Genomic DNA, 21078 nt, shown 5'->3' with positions numbered 1-21078 from the left:
GCGGGCTTGCTCGCGAAGAGGTCGTGTCAGTCGATAGAGATGTCGACTGACATCCGCTTTCGCGAGCAAGCCCGCTCCCACAAGGGATCTCCATGTGGCTGACAATAAGGCACACTGGGCGCCCACGTAGCAGGAAGCTTCCCATGCTCAAAACCCTCGCGGTGGCCAATTACCGCTCGATCAATAAGCTGGTGATTCCGCTGGGTCGCTTGAACCTGATCACAGGCCCCAACGGCAGCGGCAAATCCAACCTCTACCGCGCGTTGCGCCTGCTGGCGGAAACCGCTCAGGGCGGCGTGGTCAATGCGTTGGCCCGCGAGGGCGGTCTGGATTCGACGTTCTGGGCCGGACCGGAAAACATCACCCGGCGCATGCGTAACGGTGAAGTGTCGATCGAGGCGACCGTGCGTCACGGCGTCAAACGCCTGCGCCTGGGGTTTGCCGGCGAAGACTTCGGTTACTCGATCAGCCTGGGGCTGCCCGACTCCAACGGTCATTTCATGTTACCCGGGCACAGTTCACCCATTCCGTCACGTTTCAGTCTCGACCCGCAAATCAAGCGCGAATGCCTTTGGGCCGGGGCGTTTTATCGTCCAGCGAGCCTGCTGGTGGATCGCGACGGCCCGATGATCCGCACCCGAGCCAACCGCAACTGGGACGTGCTGGCTCAACACACGCCGACTTTCGACAGCCTGTTCGATCAGGTCGGCAGCCTGCGTACCTCGCCGGAGGTACTGGAGATGCGTGAGTTCATCCGCCGCTGGCGCTTCTACGATCACTTTCGCAGCGACGCCGACGCACCGGTGCGTCAGCCACAACTGGGCACCCGCACCCCCGTGCTGCACCACGACGGCAGAGATCTGGCGGCGGCGTTGCAGACCATTATTGAAATTGGCGACCCCGACGCTTTGCGCAACGCCATCAGCGACGCGTTTCCCGGGGCACGGCTGCATATCGAGCCGCTGGCCGGCGGCCGGTTTGCCATCGAGTTTTATCAGGAAGGGTTGTTGCGACCGTTGTCGGCGGCGGAGTTGTCCGATGGGACGCTCCGTTATTTACTGTTGGTGGCGGCGCTGCTGACGCCGCGCCCGCCGACGTTGATGGTGTTGAACGAGCCGGAAACCAGCCTGCATCCGGACCTGTTGCCGGCGTTGGCGCGCTTGATTATCCGGGCGTCGGAGCAGTGTCAGGTGTGGGTGGTGTCCCATGCACGGCGGCTGATCTCGGCATTGCAGGAGGACCCGGAATGCAACTGCATCGTGCTGGAGAAAAACCTGGGCCAGACCGGGATTGTCGGGCAGCGGTTGCTGGATGAACCGGCGTGGTATTGGCCGGATTAAAGCGGTACCTGATAAACCGCTTTCGCGAGCAAGCCCGCTCCCACATTGGACCGCGTCTGTCGGGACAACTCGGTCAACTGTGGGAACGGGCTTGCTCGCGAAGAGTGCCAAAAGAACGCTGCAAAAACTACAGAATCACCCCTGCCACTTCCCCCTCGACAATCACGCTCTCAGGCTTGGGATGCCCAGTGCCGGCAAGGCGACGTAAACAAAAAACAGCTGAATGAGCAGCGGCGTGTTGCGCGCAAGCTCCACGTACAGGCCGACCAGGATTTGCTGCGAAGGAGGAAGACGACTATTTTCCTTTTAGCTGTAGGAAGGATCTTTTTTTTGAAAAAGCCCTCCAAGGACGCACAGCTTTTGGCCAGACTCCCCGGCCGAACCATCACAAGGAAGAGAACATGGCTGACGTAAAAGTACCGCAGCGACTGGATCCGCAGGACATATTGAAGTTGTTGGTGGCGTTGCGCAGGGCGTTGAAGGCCAGGGTGGCCTAGACCGTAAAAAGCAAAAGATCGCGGGCTTCTGTAGGAGCGAAGCTTGCTCGCGAAGCAGGCGACTCGGTCTGCCTGGCAGGACGCCTTCGCGGGCAAGCCTCGCTCCTACAGAAGGCTGCGATCTTTTGATTTTTTTGCGCAATAAAAAACGCCGACGCTATTGCTAGCCGTCGGCGTTTGAACTTGAAGGGTTCGATGCTGCGTCGAATCAGAACGCCGGCAGTACTGCGCCGCTGTACTTCTTGGCGATGAAAGCTTTCACTTCAGGACTGGTCAAGGCCTTGGCCAGTTTCTGGATGGCCACGCTGTCCTTGTTGTCCGGACGGGCTACCAGGAAGTTCACGTACGGCGAATCGGCACCTTCGATCACCAGCGCGTCTTTAGCCGGGTTCAGACCTGCTTCCAGCGCGTAGTTGGTGTTGATCAGGTCCAGGTCGACCTGATCCAGAACGCGCGGCAACATCGCGGACTCAAGCTCCTTGAACTTGAAGTTGTGCGGGTTCTTGGCGATGTCTTTCGGGGTCGCCAGGGCATTTTTCGGGTCTTTCAACTCGATCAGGCCAGCCTTCTGCAGCAGGATCAGGGCACGGCCGCTGTTGCTGCCTTCGTTTGGCAGAGCGATGGTCGCGCCGTTTGGCAGATCAGCCAGTTTTTTGTACTTCTTCGAGTAGCCGCCGAACGGTTCAACGTGGACACCGATCACGGTCACCAGGTTGGTGCCTTTGCCTTCGTTGAAGTTTTTCAGGTACGGCAGGGTCTGGAAGTAGTTGGCGTCCAGACGCTTCTGGTCAACTTGTACGTTCGGCTGAACGTAGTCGGTGAAAACTTTGATTTCCAGGTCCACGCCTTCTTTGGCGAGGGTTGGCTTGATCAGTTCGAGAATCTCGGCGTGTGGAACCGGGGTTGCCGCAACCACCAGTTTCTCGCCAGCCTGGGCCAGGCCCGCGGTCAGGGCAGCCGCCAATGCGGTGAACAACAGAACCTTTTTCATGCAGTGTCCTTATCGAAAATCACGGTCGTCATCGACGACGGCTTGTTTAGTACGAGTGCCAGTGAAGTGCTATCTCTGGCGTGAAGCGGACAATACCGGGATTTTTTATTCCCGAATAATATCTTTTATTCACTTTCATATTCCATTTTGTTCATAGCGCCCTGGCACGCTGGTTACCTTGTGGGAGCGGGCTTGCTCGCGAAGGCGGTGTGTCAGTAGACATTCATTCAACTGACCCACCGCCTTCGCGAGCAAGCCCGCTCCCACAGGGGTTACAGCGTTCGACTCAAGCTTTCGAGCAGGTCCTTCAAGGCCGAACGCTCGGCGGAGGTACCGGTTTTAATGAACCGAGCCACTTGCTGCTCAATCTGCGTCAACGGCGCAGGCGCTTCAGGCAGATTCAAATGCTCCGGCAAGATCTCGTCCCCGGTGCTCACCAGCAGCGCAAAGTGAATGACGTTCTCCAGCTCTCGGGTGTTGCCGGGCCAGCTATGCGCCTCTAACAAATGTTGAGCTGCTTCGCTGATCAGCGGCACCGGCAAATCGAGTCGCTGGCTGTAGATGCCGAGGAAGTATTCGGACAGGGACAGGATATCGCCGACCCGTTCGCGCAAGGCCGGCAGTTCGAGCTGACCTTCGCTGAGGTAGTGATAAAGCCGCTCATGGAATTTACCGGCAGCCACGGCTTGCGCCAGATCGATGCTGGTCGCAGCCACGAGACGCACGTCCACCGGGCTCGGTTGATGCGCGCCGACACGGGTGACTTCATGGTTTTCCAATGCGGCGAGCAACTTGATCTGGATCGGCAGCGGCAAGTCGCCGATCTCGTCCAGATACAGCGTGCCGCCATTGGCCGAACCAAACCAACCGGCACGACTGCTCGCTGAACCGCTGTAACTGCCGGCTGCATAGCCGAACAATTCGGCGTCGGCGTAGGTCGGGCTGATCGCGCCGCAATTGACCGAGACGAACAACCCGCCGCGATCACTGGCGCGGTGGATGTGCCGCGCCAACAGCTCTTTACCGCTACCGGTTTCACCACGGATCAATACGGAAATCGAACGCGGGGCCAGTTGCTCCAACTCCTCGCGCAACTGACGCGAGCGCGGATCGACGAACACCAGCGCCTTGGCGCGGATGCTCAGGGGACTTTTTTCTGCGTCGGGAAAGGTCAGCAGCGGCTGACCGAAAGATTCAAAACTCATGACAGGCTCCCGCCCAAAACCGCCGGGAGACGGGGGCGATGTTAAACAAAGAAAAAGGTTCAAGCGCGACGCAGGGCGTGGTGTTCCATGCGGTTTTGCAGGCGATAGAGATAAGCAAAACCCTGCTCCCAACGCTGATGACCGGACTTCACGTTGATGTGCCCGGCACCCGACAGAATCCCCGCCTCGGCGCCCCAGTTACGTGCCAGTTCCATGGCACGTGGCGCGCTGACGGCGCCGTCGTTGTCGGAGCTGACAACCTGGCTCGGAAACGGCAAAAGGGTCTTTGGAATCGGTGCGAAGTTGCGCAGCGCCGGCGCACACGCCGGGCGCTCGACGTCCGACGGCGCGACCAGCAAGGCGCCGCGCACCTGACGCAGAAAATTCAGCGGTGCAGTGGCCGCCCAATGCGCGACCGTGATGCAACCCAGGCTATGGGCAATCAAAATCACCGGCGTGCTGTCCGCAGCAATCGCCTCGGCCAGCGCCGCGACCCAGTCTTCACGACGCGGCGTCAACCAGTCGGCCTGCTCCACCCGCGCGCTGTTCGGCAGGCTGTTCTGCCAGTGGCTTTGCCAATGATCTTCTGGCGATCCTTGCCAGCCCGGCACAATCAGGTAGCGAATGGATTCGTTGCGCATGGGGAACTCTCCTGCTGCGTGTCTGTTCCTGATCGAGTATAGGGAGGAGAGATATATTCGTTAAGGAATAAGAAGCTATTTATTAAGACCTATATAGAATAATAGACCCATTCTATGTGGGAGCGGGCTTGCTCGCGAAGACGGAGTGTCAGTCAACACAAATGGTGTCTGTACCGACGCATTCGCGAGCAAGCCCGCTCCCACATTGGACCTGTGTTTTTCCTGCGGAATAAAAAAGGGACCGCACCCTGCCAAGGAGACGGCCCCGGAAACTCGAAATCTGTCAGCGCTGATCAACAATTCTTGGGCCGATGATTGGCGAAATCGGTTATCCAATAAAGGAATATTTAATTACTTTAATAGACCTTGATCGAATATGCCGATCACCCCACAAAACCGCCAAGTCATCGCCGCCTGGATCACAACTTAACGTCCCTTTGGGTCAGATTGATGACGAACGTTTTCGCATTTGAGTTTCCGGGTTCATTACTCAGACCTGAGCGGCACGCACCTGCTGAGGTTCTGTCGTTTCGGTGCGCACAAACCGATTCGCCCGACCAAACGTACCGATATCGTTGAAGCGCACGCCCATCTCCCGCATCACTTTATGCGCCACTGGCGCCGTCATCTGGCGGATGTAAAACGGCTCCTTCACCACAAAGTGATGAATGCCGTGAGTGCTGCCGAAGTTGAAGCAGAACGCTTGCAACGGCCACAGCCACCAAGCGTTCAACACCTGACACTGCTGCATCACGTTGCCCTGCTCCACGTCGCCGTAGTAGTGCATGTTCGAGCTGATGAAGTGCAGGCAAAACGTGCGCAACACGTTCGGGCCGATGATCACCACCGCTGCGATATCGATCACCTGCATCACCGAGAGTGTGGTGGCCGACCATTCAATCGGTGCTCCCAGCAAATGAGCGATGCCGTTGGCGGCGTGGAAGCCGAGGAACACGTACCACGCGCCCCAATGCACCAGCGCGAGTGGCGCATAGACCTTCAATGCGCGTTTGATGATGCTGAACTTGTGTTCCCACGTCTGGGCCCGCAGCATGCGGATGAACGCCGACATCACGTTATCGCCGACCATCAACAGCCGTGCAAAACCCCAAGGCTCGCCGTTGGTGATCGCCCGTTCTTCCATGTCGGTTTCCGTGCCGGAGACCTTGTGATGGTTGAGGTGCAGATGCCGACGAATCCATGGGTTGATCGTGCTTGGCCGCGCCAGCCAGACCAGGCCCATCATCAGGTTGTGCGGCACACGCTGCTTGCGAAAGTACATGCTATGAATCAGGTCGTGCTCCAGCTCGTGGGTCAACGAGGCGAAAAACGCGTTGAGCAACAGGCACACCCACCAGGCCATATGCCCGGTGAGGTAGAGCGCCGCAGAGCCGACCATTCCGGCCAGGGCGAAGGCCAGAATGCCCGCGCCCAAGGCGTCCTGATGGTTGAGAATCGGGTAGCGTTTACGCAGTTCGACCCCTTTGGCCAACACCACTTCGCGAATATGCGCAGATCGCTGAGCTGCATTCAGTCGCTGGGGACTTGCAGAAGTACCTTCCATGCTTCCATCCTCTGGTTATTGATGTTCGCATCCTGCCTTGTGAACCTTCACAACGCGGTAGCCGTGGACGCCAACCTGTTGACCGGAAGCGCCAATCAGCATGACTGAACCCACCTCCCTCGCCAGCTGGACCCGCGCCCTGCGCAAGCAACTCGATGCGCTGGGCTTCGACAGCACCGCCCTGTGTCACCAGGCGGGGCTCGACCCGCAGTTGATGGACGACCCGAACGCCCGTTACCCGTTGTCCGGCACCACGCGCCTGTGGGAAATTGCCGTGCAGGTCAGCGGCGATCCGGCGATCGGCTTGCGCGTGTCTCGGTTCGTCAGCCCGACCACGTTTCACGCGCTCGGTTATGCCTTGGTGGCCAGCGGCAGTTTGCGGGAAGTGTTCGAGCGCATCGTGCGTTATCACCAGGTAGTCAGCGATGCCCTGGAGCTCGAATTGAGCCGCGCCGAAGATCGCTACCACTTCCGCCTGAAAATCCCCCCAGGCAATCCGGCGCCGGCGTTCGAAGCCATCGACGCCTTCACCGCGATTTACGTGCGCACCTGCCGCAATCGCCTCGGCCGTGACTATGCGCCACTGGCGGTGTACCTGCGCCGCCCGGAACCGGCCGACGCGCATCAATGGCACAAAGTCTTCCGCGCACCGGTGTACTTTTCGGCCGACGAAGACCGCCTGGAATTTTCTCTGATGGATTTCGACAGTCACCTGGACGACGCCAACCCGGAACTGGCGGAACACAACGAAACCGTGCTCAAACGCACCCTGGCGCAACTCAAACCCCTGACCTGGGAGCGCAAGGTTCGCGACGCCATCGAAGAGCAATTGCCCGAAGGCGAGCCCAGCGCCGAGCACATCGCCCAGGCCCTGCACCTGAGTTTGCGCAGCCTGCAACGGCATCTGGCGGACGAGGGTTGCAGGTTCGATACGCTGCTCAATGAAAGCCGCGAAAACCTGGCGCTGCTGCACCTGCGTGACCCGCAATGCTCATTGAGCGAGATCAGTTACTTGTTGGGGTTTGCGGATACGAGCAGCTTCAGCCGCGCGTTCAAGCGCTGGACGGGGATGACGCCGGGGCAGTTTCGGGATGGGTTGCGGTGACAGATCCGGAAAATGGGTTGTCTGTTCCGGCCTCTTCGCGAGCAAGCCCGCTCCCACAGGGGATTTGTGAACCACACAAATCACTGTGGTAGCGGGCTTGCTCGCGAAGGCGATGTACAGCCACCGCAGAAACCTCAGCGCCCCCGATCCCGCCGTAACACCTTGCGCACCCGCGCCACCAGCTCTTTAACGCCAAACGGCTTGAGCAAATAATCATCCTCATGCAGCTCCAAACCGCGCAGGCGATCCTCGATGCCATCCTTGGTGGTCAGAAACAGCACCGGCGTCTCGCCGAGCTTGCGAATCTGTTGCTGTAACTGCCAGCCATTCAACCCCGGCAACATGACGTCGAGGATGATCAGGTCGTATTCGCCGGACTCGATGAAGCGACGGCCGTCCATGCCGTTGAGCGCCACATCCACCGCATAACTCGCCTCGCTCAGGCCGTTGGCCAGGAGTTTGGCGGTCTCCGGCTCGTCTTCCACTAACAGCACACGCATGGCACACCTCGATTGTCGTCGCCACAGGCTAGGCGCCTTCGCAGATAAAGCCCACCCATAACGCCGCGTTTCAAAAAATCGCCAACCCCCGCAACCGGTCGGCATCCAGAATTTCGATCTCGCCGTACTTCAAATTCAAAATCCCCAACCCCTGCAACTCCTTGAGGATCTGGTTAGTGGTCTGGCGCGACAACGACAACATTGAAGCAAGCTGTTCCTGCGGCAGTTGCAACACGCGCCGCGGCGGGTCGATTTCGCCGTAACCCTTGGCGATCATCAGCAAGCGATGCGCCAGCCGTGCCGGCGCCGGCATCAGGCTCAGCTGCTCGAGGTTGATGAAGGTCAGGCGCAGTTTCTGGCTCATCAGCAACGCCAATTGCCGCCAGTACACCGGTTGCTCATCCAGTATTGCCAACAGCGCCGTTTGCGGGATGTGCAACAGGATGCACTGACCCAGACCGAACGCATCGTGGGTGCGCGGCTGACCGTCGAACAGGCAGATTTCACCGAACCAGTGCGGCGACTCCACCAGGCTCAGCAGCGCCTCCTTGCCCTGCTCGTTCACCGCGCCGATGCGCACCGCGCCTTCGAGCACGGCGTACAGGCCGCACGGTGGATCGCCGCGCTTGAACAGCCGCTGCCCCGATGACAGGCGCCGCACCCTGGCGGCGGCCAGCAGACTATTCTGTAAAGGAGCAGGTAAATGGCTGAACCATTGCCCCGTCATCAGACGCGAACGCCAAACCTGCATGTCCATCAAAACTCCTGGAGATTGTCGCCTGGCTGACAGAGCGAGAGGTGAACCCGGGGCATGATCAATCACCCTACAGGAGGAATAACAATGAAAAGCCTCGTTGACCATCTCAGTCAATACGCCGCTTACCACCGTGACCCACGCAATATCGCCAGCCACTTTATCGGTATTCCGCTGATTGTCGTGGCGGTGGCGGTGTTTCTGTCCCGTCCGCAATGGGCCGGGGGCTGGCTTTCACCGGCGGTGCTGGTGGCGCTGGCGTCGGCGTGGTTCTACCTGCGCCTGGAATTGCGTCTCGGGGTGCTGATGACGGTGTTGCTCGGTCTGTGCATTTGGGCGGGGCAAGCGCTGGCACAGCAAAGCACACTGGTGTGGCTGGCGAGCGGTATCGGGATGTTTGTGATCGGCTGGGTGATTCAGTTTGTCGGGCATCACTACGAAGGACGTAAGCCGGCGTTTGTCGATGATGTGACGGGGTTGATTGTCGGGCCGTTGTTTGTGGTGGTGGAGCTGGCGTTTTTGCTGGGGTTGCGGCGGGATTTGAAAGAGCAGATCGAGGCGCGGGTTGGGGGTGTTCGGGTCAATCCGAATCGCGCTGCTGCGTAGATCGCTTTCGCGAGCAAGCCCGCTCCCACAGGGTTTTGGGTTGGCCACAAATTTTGTGTTCAACACCGATCCATTGTGGGAGCGGGCTTGCTCGCGAAGCTTTTGATCTTAGATGTTGGCGACCTTCTGCCAGACCTTCGGCTTGAAGAACAAGGTTTCACCCTTAGCCAAACCGATCAGGCTGTCGTGATCCTTCACCACTTCAGCTTCGATCAGCTCGCTCTGGCCTTCGACCTTCAACGTCACCCGGGTCGTCGCGCCCAGCGGACGAATATCCCGCACTTCGGCCGCGTGGTGGTCGTCCAGTTCATGCCGCGACAGCGACACTTCGTGCGGACGGAACAGCACGTGATTGTCCTCACCCAAATGCAGACGGTTCGAATCACCGAGGAAGTGATAAACGAAATCGCTGGCCGGGTTTTCGTAAACGTCGCCCGGTGAGCCGATCTGCTCGATCACGCCCTTGTTCATCACCACGATACGGTCGGCCACTTCCATCGCTTCTTCCTGGTCGTGGGTCACGAACACCGACGTCAGGTTGATGTCTTCGTGCAGCCGCGCGAGCCAGCGACGCAGTTCTTTACGGACCTTGGCGTCGAGAGCACCGAAGGGTTCGTCGAGCAGCAGGACTTTCGGCTCCACCGCCAGAGCACGGGCCAACGCGATACGCTGACGCTGGCCGCCGGAGAGTTGTTCCGGGTAGCGATCCGACAACCAATCAAGCTGAACCATGTTGAGCAGCTCATGGACTTTCACCGCGATCTGGCTTTCGGTCGGGCGCTGGTTTTTCGGTTTCATGCGCAGGCCGAACGCGACGTTGTCGAACACCGTCATGTGGCGGAACAAGGCGTAGTGCTGGAACACGAAACCGACGTTGCGATCGCGCACGTCATGGCCGGAAACGTCTTCGCCGTGGAACACGATGTTGCCTTTGTCCGGAGTTTCCAGACCGGCGATGATCCGCAGCAACGTGGTCTTGCCGCAACCCGACGGGCCGAGCAGCGCCACGAGTTCACCGCTGTGAATGTCCAGGCTGATGTCATTTAGCGCCTTGAACGCATTGAAATTCTTGCTGACGTTACGCACTTCGATCGACATGAATTATTCCTCCGCGGCGCTGGCGCGCAGGCGGTTAATACGGTTTTCGCTCCACTGCTTGAGCAGCAGGATGAAGAGCGCCAGGATCAGCAACAGGCTCGCCACGGCGAACGCGGCCACGTGGTTGTATTCGTTGTAGAGGATCTCGACGTGCAGCGGCAAGGTGTTGGTCACCCCGCGAATGTGCCCGGAAACCACCGACACCGCACCAAACTCACCCATCGCCCGCGCCGTGCACAGCACCACGCCGTAGATCAGGCCCCATTTGATATTGGGAACGGTGACGTGCCAGAACATCTGCCAACCATTGGCGCCGAGCAGACGCGCGGCCTCCTCTTCCTGAGTGCCTTGTTCCTGCATCAGCGGAATCAGCTCACGCGCCACGAACGGTACGGTGACGAAAATCGTCGCCAGCACGATGCCCGGCAAGGCGAAGACGATCTGAATGTCGTGATCCTGCAACCACGGGCCGAACAGACCCTGCGCGCCGAACATCAGCACGTAGACCAGACCGGCGATGACCGGCGACACCGAGAACGGCAGGTCGATCAGCGTCACCAGCATGCTCTTGCCACGGAACGAGTACTTGCTCACGCACCACGCGGCGCTGACGCCGAACACCACGTTCAGCGGCACCGAGATCAGCACGGCGATCAAGGTGAGTTTCAGCGCGGACAAGGCGTCCGGTTCAAAGATCGCGGTGAAGAACGCACCCAGGCCATTCTTCAGGCCCTGGGACACCACGATCAACAGCGGCAACAGCAGAAACAACGCAAAAATCAGCCAGCCGAGGCCGATCAGGATTCGCCGCGAAGTCGCACTGCCACGACGGGCAGCGTTGGCCGAAGAGGCGGCCGCAATAGACGATTGGGACATGGTTCGCGCCTCCTTATGGGGTTTCGATGCGGCGTTGCAGCAGGTTGATCAGCAGCAACAGGACGAAGGAAACCACCAGCATCAGTACACCAATGGAGGTGGCGCCGGTGTAATCGTACTGGTCGAGCTTGACCATGATCAGCAGCGGCAGGATCTCGGTTTTCATCGGCATGTTGCCGGCGATGAAAATCACCGAACCGTACTCGCCGACCCCACGGGCAAAGGCCAATGCGAAACCGGTCAACCAGGCGGGCAGCAGCGCGGGCACCAGAATATGGCGGAAAACCTGCAACGGTTTTGCACCGAGGCAGGCCGCCGCCTCTTCCACTTCACGGGGGATATCGGCCAATACCGGCTGTACCGTACGTACTACGAATGGCAGCGTTACAAAAGTCAGCGCCAGCGTGATGCCGAGGGGGGTATACGCGATCTTGAAGCCAAGGTCCGCCGCGAACTGACCCACCAGCCCGGTCGGGGTGTACAACGCGGTCAGCGCGATACCGGCCACGGCCGTGGGCAATGCGAAGGGTAAGTCGATCATCGCGTCGATGATCTTGCGACCCGGGAAGGTGTAGCGCACCAGCACCCAGGCCAGCAGCGTGCCGATGATGCCGTTGATGATCGCGGCATAGAGCGCGGTGCCGAAGCTCAGCTTCAACGCCGCCAGCACGCGGGGCGCCGAGATGATCGCCCAGAACTGATCCCAGGTGAGTTGAGCGGCATGCACGAACATCGCCGCCAGTGGAATGAGCACAATCAGGCTGAGGTACACCAAGGTGTAGCCCAGCGTCAGCCCGAAGCCGGGTATGACGGGGGAGATACGACGCGACATAAAAGTCCTTGGTTAAAAAGCTATCCGCTGAACGCATCAATGTGGGAGCGGGCTTGCTCGCGAAGAGGGCGCATCAGCCAACATTTACGTCGTCTGACACACCGCTTTCGCGAGCAAGCCCGCTCCCACAATGTACGCGCCTGAGCATTAGGCTCGTTGTGTGGCTTGAGTCAGGTTACTGCGCCGAGTAAATCTGGTCGAACACGCCACCGTCATTAAAGAATTTCGGTTGCGCGGTTTTCCAGCCGCCGAAGTCCTTGTCGATGGACACCAGGTCCAGTTTCGGGAACTGCTGGGCGTACTTGGCGGCGATATCCTTGTCACGTGGACGATAGAAGTTTTGCGCTGCAATTTCCTGACCGGCCGGGCTGTACAGGTGCTTGAGGTACGCTTCGGCGATCTGCTCGTTGCCTTTCTTCTCGGCGTTTTTGTCGACTACGGCAACGGGTGGCTCAGCGAGGATCGACAGCGAAGGCACGACGATTTCGAACTTGTCGGCGCCGCCGTCTTCTTTCAGGGCCAGGAAGGCTTCGTTTTCCCAGGCCAGCAACACGTCGCCCTGACCGTTGTTGACGAAGGTGATGGTCGAACCGCGAGCACCGGTGTCCAGCACTGGCACGTGCTTGAACAGGGTTTGTACGTATTCCTTGGCCTTGGCTTCGCTACCGCCGTTGGCTTTCAGGCCGTAGGCCCAGGCCGCGAGGAAGTTCCAGCGAGCGCCGCCGGAGGTTTTCGGATTCGGGGTGATGACCGCCACGTCGTTCTTGACCAGGTCCCCCCAGTCCTTGATGCCTTTCGGGTTGCCCTTGCGCACCAGGAACACGATGGTCGAGGTGTACGGCGTGCTCGCTTCCGGCAGACGCTTCTGCCAGTCCGCCGGCAGGGTTTTGCCGAGCTTGGCGATTTCGTCGATGTCACCGGCCAGGGCCAGGGTCACTACGTCGGCGCGCAGACCGTCGATCACCGCACGGCCCTGTTTGCCCGAGCCACCGTGGGACTGCTGGATTTTCACGGTGTCGCCAGCGTGATCTTTCTGCCAGAACTTCACGAACTCAGCGTTGTAATCCTGATACAGCTCACGAGTCGGGTCGTACGACACGTTGAGCAGCTCGTAATCCTTGGCAACCGCGGAACCAGCAAAAAGGGCACTGGCCAGGGCGGCCAAAGCGAAATAACGAATCGACGACATGGTGAAAGCTCCTGGAATTCTATGTGTGTTGGCTTTTTTATGATCTGGAATCGGGTTGCCTGCTCAAAGATCGCAGCCTGCGGCAGCGCCTACACACATCCCCCGTAGGAGCTGCCGCAGGCTGCGATCTTTTGATCTTTGGTTCAGCTCGGTTTGTTGCTCGGGTTCTGCAAACGGAATTTTTCTTTACGTTCGATCTGGACCACCTGAGCGTTGTGCACGGTGATTTCCACGGCGCCGAACCGCAGGTCGCGCAAGGCGCTCTGGATCTCACGCAAGATGGTGGCTTCGTCTTGACCGTCAACGCTACGTAGGGATGCGCTCATGGTGCTGCTCCTTCAACTGAGAGTTTGCCTGGCAGTGTCCCGCACTGCTTACGGCGTGAGGCCAATAGTAGATAGGTGCGGATATTCTTAAAAAGACTATTTAAGAATGTTTATATAACCAGAAAAATAACCCGGCAGAGCAAGGGGTTGTGCAGGGAGATATGATTTTCCCTGACAACACAAATCCCTTGTGGCGAGGGGACTTGTCCCCGTTCGGCTGCACAGCAGACGCAAAAAAATGGGGCCGCTGCGCGACCCAACGGGGACAAGTCCCCTCGCCACAAAGGCAGAAAGTGAGCTCAGCCAATCACCGGTGCACACATCCAATCGAGTTTCTCGGCCGGCACTGGCCGTCCAAACCAGTACCCTTGCCCCAGATCACAACCTTGCTCAAGCAGGAAACCCGCCTGCTCGACCTGCTCGATCCCTTCGGCATGCACCTGCATCCCCATGCTCTGCGCCAGGGCGATGATCACGCGCACGATGGCCCCATCGTCCTCATCCCACGGTAATCCGGCGACAAAGCCCTGATCGATCTTGAGCTTCTGCACCGGCAAACGCTTGAGTCTCAACAACGACGAATACCCGGTGCCAAAGTCATCGATGGCCAGCCGCACCCCAAGCTCGCGCAAGCGATGCATCTGCTCCAGCGCCACTTCCGGGTCGTCCATCACCGCGCTTTCGGTGACTTCCAGCTCCAGATACGCCGGGTCCAGGCCGGTTTCATGCAGCACCTGCGCCACCTGCTGATACAACTCACGGCGAGCAAACAAGCGTGACGAAACATTCACCGCGACAAACGACAACACCACCCCGGCCTGCTGCCAACGGCACATCTGCTGACACGCCTGGCGCATGACCCAGGCATCGATCTCGGCGATCAACCCGGTGCGTTCGGCAACGGGAACGAACTCCGCGGGCGACACCAGCCCCCGCTGCGGATGCTCCCAGCGCACCAGCGCCTCGACACCCACCAGACGACGGCAATTGAGGTCGTGCACCGGCTGGTAATACACCCGCAACTCCTGCTGCTCCAGTGCACGGCGCAATTCGAATGCCGTCTCGACTCGCTGCTGGGCATGAGCCGTCAATTCTTCGGTGTAGAGGGCGTAGCCATCGCGGCCAGCGCTTTTGGCCTTGAACAAGGCCGAGTCGGCGTTGCGCAGCAGTTGTTCCGCGCTCAAGGCATCACTGGGGAACAGGCTGATGCCAATGCTGGCGTTGATGAACAGTTGATGTCCATCGATAGAGAATGGCTCCTTGAGGCCGTCGAGGATGCGCTGGGCCAGTGCCGCTGCGTGCACCAGTTGCGGACAACTTTCGGCTAACACGGCAAACTCGTCGCCGCCCAGCCGGGCGAGGGTGATTCCCGGGCCGAACATGGCCTTCAGACGCTCGGCCACGGCCTTGAGCAGTTGGTCACCGATCGTGTGGCCGAGGCTGTCGTTGATCATCTTGAAGTGATCCAGATCGATCACCAGCAACGCGCAGCCGCGCTTGTGGATCTGCGCCGACGCCAGAGCCTGCTCGGCACGGTCGGTGAACAGCAGACGGTTGGGCAGATCGGTCAGCGGATCGTGGTGAGCCAGGTATTTGAGTTCGTGCTCGGAATTCTTGATCGCGCTGATGTCGGAGAACACCGCGACGTAATGGCTGAGCTGGCCCTGATCGTCGTGAATCAGGCGGATGGTCTGCCATTGCGGGTAGATTTCGCCGCTTTTGCGGCGGTTCCAGATTTCGCCGCTCCATTCGCCGCAACTGTTCAGTGTCGCAAACATCGCCTGGTAGAACGCTGCCGGGTGATGGCCGGACTTGAACAGGCTGGGCTGCTGACCCAAGACTTCTTCGCGCTGATACCCGGTGATTTCCATGAACGCCCGGTTTACGTGGACGATCACGCCTTTGCTGTTGGTGACCAGCACGCCTTCGCGGGTGCAATCGAACACAGCGGCCGCCTGACGCAAACGCTCGCGATCTTCATGGCGCTCACGCAATGTGGCGCCGATCCCCAGACAACGGAACAATCGGGCCCGAGCGAGGAAGATCAGCCCTGCGCTGAGCACGACCCAGACATAACCATTGATCAGTTGCCATCGCAGCAACTCATCGGAGTTATCGAAGAAACTGTTCAATAAATAACCACTGAACAGCAGCCAGACTGCGGATAGCAACAGATAGAGCAGCGCTGCACGCAAAGCGTCGCGATAGGTGGCAGACATTCGGCTGTCCATGTCCCTTCAAAAAGGATGGAATTATAGGTTAAAGAAACATCCAGGCACTCTTATCTGAAAGGGCGACTGGTTTTATCTGTGGGCTTAGTGATAATGCAACGGCTGTCTTTTTCTTTTTCGAGGGCCCTATAGCCTATGTGGTACGAAGGTATTCTCGGCTTGTCGCCCTGGTCACTGGTGGCAGTCACCCTGCTGATGACCCACGTGACGATTATCGGCGTCACGGTCTATCTGCATCGTTATTCAGCCCATCGCTCGCTTGAGCTCAATGCCGGCCTGAAACATTTCTTCCGCTTCTGGCTGTGGCTGACCACGGCACAGAACACCCGCGAGTGGACCGCCATCCACCGCAAGCATCACGCCAAATGCGAAACCGTCGATGACCCGCACAGCCCGGTCATCAAGGGCCTGTCCACCGTTCTGCGCAAAGGTGCCGAGCTGTACCGCGCCGAGGCGGAAAACCCCGAGACCCTGCGCATCTACGGCAAGAACTGCCCCGAAGACTGGATCGAACGCAACCTCTACAGCCGTTTCCCGCTGCTGGGCATTGCAATCATGGGCGTCATCGACCTGCTGCTGTTCGGCACCATCGGCATCACCATCTGGGCCATCCAGATGATGTGGATCCCGGTCTGGGCCGCCGGCGTGGTCAATGGCCTGGGCCATGCCGTCGGCTACCGCAACTTCGAATGCCGCGATGCGGCGACCAACCTGGTGCCCTGGGGTATCCTGATCGGCGGCGAAGAACTGCATAACAATCATCACACCTACCCTAATTCGGCAAAACTGTCGGTGAAGAAGTGGGAATTCGACCTCGGCTGGGCCTGGATCCAGGTCTTCAGTTTCCTGCGGCTGGCCAAGGTTCAGCGGGTTGCGCCGATTGCCCACCGCGTCGAAGGTAAAGGCAGCCTGGACATGGACACCGCCATGGCCATCCTCAACAACCGCTTCCAGATCATGGCCCAGTACCGCAAATTGGTGATCGCGCCGCTGGTCAAACAGGAACTGGAAAAGGTCGATCACTCGGTCCGTCACCAGTTCCACCGGGCCAAACGCCTGCTTTCGCGGGAAACCAGCTTGCTCGATGACAAACACCACCTGCGCATCCAGACCATGCTCGAGCACAGCCAGGCGCTGAAGGTAATTTACGAGAAACGACTGGCCTTGCAGCAGATCTGGGTCAAGACCAGCTCAAATGGTCACGACATGCTGGCCGCCATCAAGGACTGGGTACATGAAGCCGAAGCCAGCGGGATTCAATCCCTGCGCGACTTTGCCGATCAGTTGAAAACCTACTCCCTGCGCCCTGCCCCCACCACCTGACTGTGGTGAGGTGCTTGCCTGTGGCGAGGGGATTTATCTCCGTCCGGCTGCGCAGCAGACGCAAAACCTGACGACGCGTTTAACTAAAAAAACGCGTCGCCAGTACCGCCCGGCGGGAGCAAGCCCCCTCGCCACAAAGGACGGGAACTAAGCTCCAAATCCCCTATCTCAAAGACACTTCGCCACTACGGCGGGCTTTGTTGCGACCGCTGTCGAATACGCGGCACGCCCTTTGAGATTTGTGTCGATGGTCACCAAGAACCTCCAAGACTCATCCCTACCCCAGTGGCCCGAGGCCGCGCAGACCCTGATGGCATTGATGCATGCCCAAGGCGAAGTCGCACGCCTGAGCGAACGCGAACAGTTGTTCAGCTCCCTGCTGGTAAGCGTTAACGCGGTACTTTGGGCATTCAACTGGGAAACCCGTCAGGTGCTCTACGTGAGCCCCGCTTACGAACGGATTTTCGGCCGCTCCGCCGGCCTGTTGCTCTCCGACTCCAACCAGTGGCGTGACAGCATTTACCCTGACGATCTGGAGTACGCCGAGCGCAGCCTCGCCGAAGTGCTGGTCAAATGCGCCGTCGAAGACCGGGAATACCGCATCATCGCCGCCGATGGCCAAGTGCGCTGGCTCAGTGACAAATGCTTCATCAACCGTCAGGCCGAACCGGGCCAGCCGGTGATCATCGTTGGCATTGCCGAAGACATCACTGACAAGAAGCAGATGGAAAGCGAGCTGCATCGCCTGGCCACCACCGACGTCCTGACCCAGAGCAGCAATCGCCGGCATTTCTTCGACTGCGCCCATCGTGAATTCGAACTGGCTCGCCAACAAGGCGCGCCGCTGGCGTTTCTGCTGCTGGACATCGATGACTTCAAGGTGATCAACGACACCTACGGTCACCCGGAAGGCGACAACGTACTGCAACACATCGCCGAGGCCGGTCGCGGGGCGTTGCGTCGCGGCGATGTGTTCGGACGGATCGGTGGCGAGGAATTCGCCGCAGTGTTTCCCGGCTGTGCGCCAGACATGGCCATGCAAGTGGCCGAGCGTCTGCAACGGGAGATTCAGCGTTTGAGCTTCACCCATGACCACCAGACGTTCGGCATCACCGTCAGCCAGGGTTTGACCAGCCTGACGGCCGAGGATGAAAGCGTCGAGAGCCTGTTTGCCCGGGCGGATGCGGCGATGTATGAAGCGAAGCGTCAGGGCAAGAACCGGATCATCTCCGGCTGACAGCCCCAACACAAACCCCTGTGGGAGCGGGCTTGCTCGCGAATGCGGTAAGACAGTCAAAGATGATGTCGACTGACATTCCGCATTCGCGAGCAAGCCCGCTCCCACAGGGATCTGTGTCATACCTACTTTTTGCGCAGTCGCATCAATTCCGGCAAACCAATCTTCAGCAACCGCGCCGTCCGGCTCTTGGCCAGCGCTTCAATGCCCTCGTGCCCGGTCAGCCGTGCCATCTGCGCCGCCATGTTCATCACCAGCGCCTCGCGGGAATAAACTCCGCCACCGAGCTGATACACCGCCGCAATCAGCTCTCGCAGCTCCAGAGGCAAGCGCCAGCGGGTGCGCAGCGCGGATCCGTACGCCGCGCCGAATTCGGCGAGGGCATCACCCACCTCCTCCCATTCATCCAGCTCACCACCGGCCTGTTTCCATTCCTGCAAACAGCGCAGCAACGCCAGATCGCCCAGACGATGCAACATCCCCGCGCAATAGCAACGTTCCTGATCCAGATCGAGCAAGCGCGCCAGCGTCCGGGCATATTCGGCGGTGTGCAGCGACAGCTCCCAAAAGCGCTCGGCATAGTCCGCCAACAACGAATCGCTAAGCCGTGCGCTGCGCTTGAGTGCAAGCCCCAGAATCAGGTTCATGCTTTGCCCGGTGCCGAGACGGTGCAGCGCCTGAGACAGGGTTTGTACCGCGACGCCATGATGCTGGGCCGCACTGTTGGCGGCAGCGATCAGGACGGCAGTAATTTGCGGATCGGTACGGATTTCATCTTCCAGCAGCGTCAGATCAAGGCCGTTGGGGTTCAGGCTGCGTTTGACCGCCAGCTGTACGTCAGTCATCAGCGGAGCGCCGTCGGCCAGTTCACGTCGCCCTTCCAGATACACCGACAGGGTCATGCCCGGTGCGAGCGCGGGAACGTCACAAGACACCTCTTCACCGGCGTTCAGCAGCAGGTCTTGCAGACGCTGGGTCAGGTTTTCCATGTTCAACGGCTTGGTCAGGTACGCCAGAGGCGCCAGAGGCAAGGCTTCGCGCACGCTGGCACTGTCGTTGCGGCTGCTCATCAGAATGAAGGGCAATGGCGGATTGCGTTTGCGCTGACGAACACTGCGCAAGACATTCAAACCATCCACACCGGGCAATTCCCAGTCGACGATCACCAGGTCGTAAACGTTTTCCGCCAGTCGCGTCAGCGCGTCCTGGCCATCGGCGCACAGATCCATGCGCGCGTCGCAGCGCACATTCAGCAGCACTTGTTCGAGCAGATCCCGTGACCAGGGATCGGCCTCGGCAATCAGCACTCGGGGTACAGCGGGCAAATCAACAGCCGTCATGCAATAAGCTCCCTCTCAATGCTTGCACCTTAGTCAATGCGGGCCACTCGATACAGTGCGCTGTGTTTCAGGTGGCGAAAAAAAACCCGCCGAAGCGGGTTTTTTGTCGATCAGCTCACAAATCGATCAGAGCTCCGAGAAGCACTCTTCGATGATCGCCAGACCTTTGTCCAGTTGCTCGTCCGGCGAAGTCAGCGGTACCAGGACGCGCAGAACGTTGCCGTAGGTGCCGCAGGACAGCAGGATCAGGCCCTTGTCGCGCGCCTTGGCCACAACCGAAGCCACAGCAGCCGCGTTCGGCTTGTGGCTGTCGCCGTCATCGAACAGCTCGACCGCGATCATCGCGCCCAGGGCACGGACTTCGCCGATCACCGGGTACTTGGCCTGGATGGCTTTGAGACCAGTAACCAGACGCTCGCCGACTGCCTTGCAGCGGTCCAGCAGGTGTTCTTCTTCGAACACTTCCATCACGGCCAGGGCCGCGGCGCAAGCGATCGGGCTACCGGCGTAGGTGCCGCCCAGGCCGCCCGGAGCGATGGCGTCCATGTATTCGGCCTTGCCGCACACACCGGCCAGCGGGAAGCCGCCAGCGATGGATTTGGCGAAGGTGGTCAGGTCGGCGGAAACACCCATCTGTTCCATGGCGAAGAAAGTGCCGGTACGGCCAGCGCCGGTTTGCACTTCGTCAGCGATCAGCAGGATGCCGTGTTGGTCGCACAGAGCGCGCAGGCGCTTCATGAACTCTTTAGGCGCGACGTAGAAACCGCCTTCGCCCTGAACCGGCTCGATGATGATGGCAGCGATGTCACGCGGCTCGGCGTCATTCTTGAAGATGCGTTCGATGCTGGCGATCGAATCGTCGACGCTCACACCGTGCAGTTCGTTCGGGTACAGCGCGCGGAATACGCCGCCTGGCATCAGGCCCATGCCGGCCGAGTAAGGCACGACTTTACCGGTCAGGCCCAGGGTCATCATGGTGCGACCGTGGTAAGCGCCGGTGAACGCGATCACGCCGGCACGGCCAGTGGCGGCACGGGCGATCTTCACGGCGTTTTCCACGGCTTCGGAACCGGTGGTCACCAACAGGGTTTTCTTCTCGAAATCACCTGGCACCTTGGCGTTGATTTTTTCGCACACTTCAACATACGGTTCGTACGCCAGCACCTGGAAGCAGGTGTGGGTCAGCTTGTTCAGCTGCTCGGTGACGGCGGCGATGATTTTCGGGTGCACGTGACCGGTGTTGAGCACGGCGATACCGCCGGCGAAGTCGATGAACTCGCGACCTTCAACGTCGGTCACGGTGGCGTTCTTCGCGGACTCGGCGAAGATCGGGTGAATCTGGCCAACACCGCGTGGTACAGCGGCTTCGCGGCGTTTCATCAGGGATGCGTTAGTCTTGCTCATAAAGTCCTCATTCACCGCT

Annotated in this window: 19 protein-coding genes and 1 pseudogene; 5 read left to right on the top strand and 15 right to left on the bottom strand. The window is 59.5% G+C overall.

What is annotated here, in order from left to right; all coding sequences use genetic code 11:
• Window positions 1-143: 143 nt before the first annotated feature.
• Window positions 144-1340 (top strand): AAA family ATPase, encoded by a 1197-nt coding sequence (locus ACA073_RS01110; RefSeq protein WP_497400987.1) that lies wholly within the window; start codon window positions 144-146, stop codon window positions 1338-1340.
• A 180-nt stretch (window positions 1341-1520) separates the two neighbouring features.
• Here the strand turns inward: ACA073_RS01110 and ACA073_RS01105 are convergent.
• The 5 genes and pseudogenes from ACA073_RS01105 to ACA073_RS01085 all read right to left on the bottom strand — a co-directional run.
• Window positions 1521-1610: pseudogene (locus ACA073_RS01105) on the bottom strand (amino acid ABC transporter permease); the annotation flags it as partial.
• A gap of 435 nt (window positions 1611-2045) precedes the next feature.
• Window positions 2046-2828, bottom strand: coding sequence for a MetQ/NlpA family ABC transporter substrate-binding protein (locus ACA073_RS01100; protein ID WP_497400985.1), 783 nt, complete (start codon window positions 2826-2828; stop codon window positions 2046-2048).
• Between the two features lie 272 nt (window positions 2829-3100).
• The gene (locus ACA073_RS01095; protein ID WP_497400983.1) at window positions 3101-4033 is read right to left on the bottom strand and encodes a sigma 54-interacting transcriptional regulator; all 933 of its coding nucleotides are present in this window, start codon (window positions 4031-4033) and stop codon (window positions 3101-3103) included.
• A gap of 59 nt (window positions 4034-4092) precedes the next feature.
• Window positions 4093-4674, bottom strand: coding sequence for an alpha/beta hydrolase (locus ACA073_RS01090; protein WP_497400981.1), 582 nt, complete (start codon window positions 4672-4674; stop codon window positions 4093-4095).
• A 490-nt stretch (window positions 4675-5164) separates the two neighbouring features.
• Window positions 5165-6238 carry a fatty acid desaturase gene (locus tag ACA073_RS01085; protein WP_497400979.1) on the bottom strand — a complete coding sequence of 358 codons (1074 nt, stop codon included), beginning with the start codon at window positions 6236-6238 and terminating at the stop codon, window positions 5165-5167.
• Window positions 6239-6338: 100 nt separating this feature from the next.
• On the opposite strand from ACA073_RS01085, the gene ACA073_RS01080 reads away from it, so the two are divergent.
• Window positions 6339-7343, top strand: coding sequence for an AraC family transcriptional regulator (locus ACA073_RS01080; protein ID WP_497400977.1), 1005 nt, complete (start codon window positions 6339-6341; stop codon window positions 7341-7343).
• Between the two features lie 134 nt (window positions 7344-7477).
• Here the strand turns inward: ACA073_RS01080 and ACA073_RS01075 are convergent, their stop codons facing one another.
• Both ACA073_RS01075 and ACA073_RS01070 read right to left on the bottom strand, forming a co-directional pair.
• On the bottom strand, window positions 7478-7843 hold the full coding sequence (locus ACA073_RS01075; RefSeq protein WP_497400975.1) for a response regulator: 366 nt from the start codon (window positions 7841-7843) through the stop codon (window positions 7478-7480).
• A 70-nt stretch (window positions 7844-7913) separates the two neighbouring features.
• A complete protein-coding gene (locus tag ACA073_RS01070) occupies window positions 7914-8600 on the bottom strand; it encodes a Crp/Fnr family transcriptional regulator (RefSeq protein WP_497400974.1) in 687 nt (228 codons plus the stop codon).
• A gap of 84 nt (window positions 8601-8684) precedes the next feature.
• Between ACA073_RS01070 and ACA073_RS01065 the strand changes: the two genes are divergently transcribed.
• Window positions 8685-9203, top strand: coding sequence for an Mpo1 family 2-hydroxy fatty acid dioxygenase (locus ACA073_RS01065; RefSeq protein WP_497400972.1), 519 nt, complete (start codon window positions 8685-8687; stop codon window positions 9201-9203).
• Window positions 9204-9311: 108 nt separating this feature from the next.
• On the opposite strand, the gene ACA073_RS01060 is transcribed toward ACA073_RS01065, so the two are convergent.
• From ACA073_RS01060 to dibA, 6 genes are all read right to left on the bottom strand, one after another.
• Window positions 9312-10301, bottom strand: a complete 990-nt coding sequence (locus ACA073_RS01060) for a sulfate/molybdate ABC transporter ATP-binding protein (protein WP_497400970.1) — start codon at window positions 10299-10301, stop codon at window positions 9312-9314.
• Window positions 10302-10304: 3 nt separating this feature from the next.
• Window positions 10305-11177 carry a sulfate ABC transporter permease subunit CysW gene (cysW, locus tag ACA073_RS01055; RefSeq protein WP_497400968.1) on the bottom strand — a complete coding sequence of 291 codons (873 nt, stop codon included), beginning with the start codon at window positions 11175-11177 and terminating at the stop codon, window positions 10305-10307.
• Window positions 11178-11190: 13 nt separating this feature from the next.
• Window positions 11191-12009: a sulfate ABC transporter permease subunit CysT gene (cysT, locus tag ACA073_RS01050; protein ID WP_030131597.1), complete on the bottom strand. Its 819-nt coding sequence runs from the start codon at window positions 12007-12009 to the stop codon at window positions 11191-11193.
• A gap of 175 nt (window positions 12010-12184) precedes the next feature.
• Entirely contained in the window at window positions 12185-13198 is a 1014-nt protein-coding gene (locus ACA073_RS01045) for a sulfate ABC transporter substrate-binding protein (RefSeq protein ID WP_497400966.1), read from the bottom strand.
• Between the two features lie 143 nt (window positions 13199-13341).
• A complete protein-coding gene (gene oscA, locus ACA073_RS01040; RefSeq protein ID WP_007945260.1) occupies window positions 13342-13524 on the bottom strand; it encodes a sulfur starvation response protein OscA in 183 nt (60 codons plus the stop codon).
• Between the two features lie 299 nt (window positions 13525-13823).
• The gene (dibA, locus tag ACA073_RS01035; protein WP_497400964.1) at window positions 13824-15743 is read right to left on the bottom strand and encodes a phosphodiesterase DibA; all 1920 of its coding nucleotides are present in this window, start codon (window positions 15741-15743) and stop codon (window positions 13824-13826) included.
• Window positions 15744-15890: 147 nt separating this feature from the next.
• Here dibA and desA point away from each other — a divergent pair, with 147 nt between their 5' ends.
• Together desA and ACA073_RS01025 are read left to right on the top strand one after the other, a co-directional pair.
• The gene (gene desA, locus ACA073_RS01030; RefSeq protein WP_497400962.1) at window positions 15891-17078 is read left to right on the top strand and encodes a delta-9 fatty acid desaturase DesA; all 1188 of its coding nucleotides are present in this window, start codon (window positions 15891-15893) and stop codon (window positions 17076-17078) included.
• A gap of 247 nt (window positions 17079-17325) precedes the next feature.
• Window positions 17326-18315 (top strand): GGDEF domain-containing protein, encoded by a 990-nt coding sequence (locus ACA073_RS01025; RefSeq protein WP_497400960.1) that lies wholly within the window; start codon window positions 17326-17328, stop codon window positions 18313-18315.
• A gap of 125 nt (window positions 18316-18440) precedes the next feature.
• Here the strand turns inward: ACA073_RS01025 and ACA073_RS01020 are convergent, their stop codons facing one another.
• Entirely contained in the window at window positions 18441-19655 is a 1215-nt protein-coding gene (locus ACA073_RS01020) for an HDOD domain-containing protein (protein ID WP_497400959.1), read from the bottom strand.
• A gap of 126 nt (window positions 19656-19781) precedes the next feature.
• Window positions 19782-21059 (bottom strand): 4-aminobutyrate--2-oxoglutarate transaminase, encoded by a 1278-nt coding sequence (gabT, locus tag ACA073_RS01015; protein ID WP_497400957.1) that lies wholly within the window; start codon window positions 21057-21059, stop codon window positions 19782-19784.
• Window positions 21060-21078 lie beyond the last annotated feature (19 nt).

The organism is Pseudomonas sp. LBUM1670 (assembly GCF_059695695.1).
Note: the sequence above shows the minus strand (reverse complement) of the source record. Positions and strands in the feature narration are given on the sequence as shown.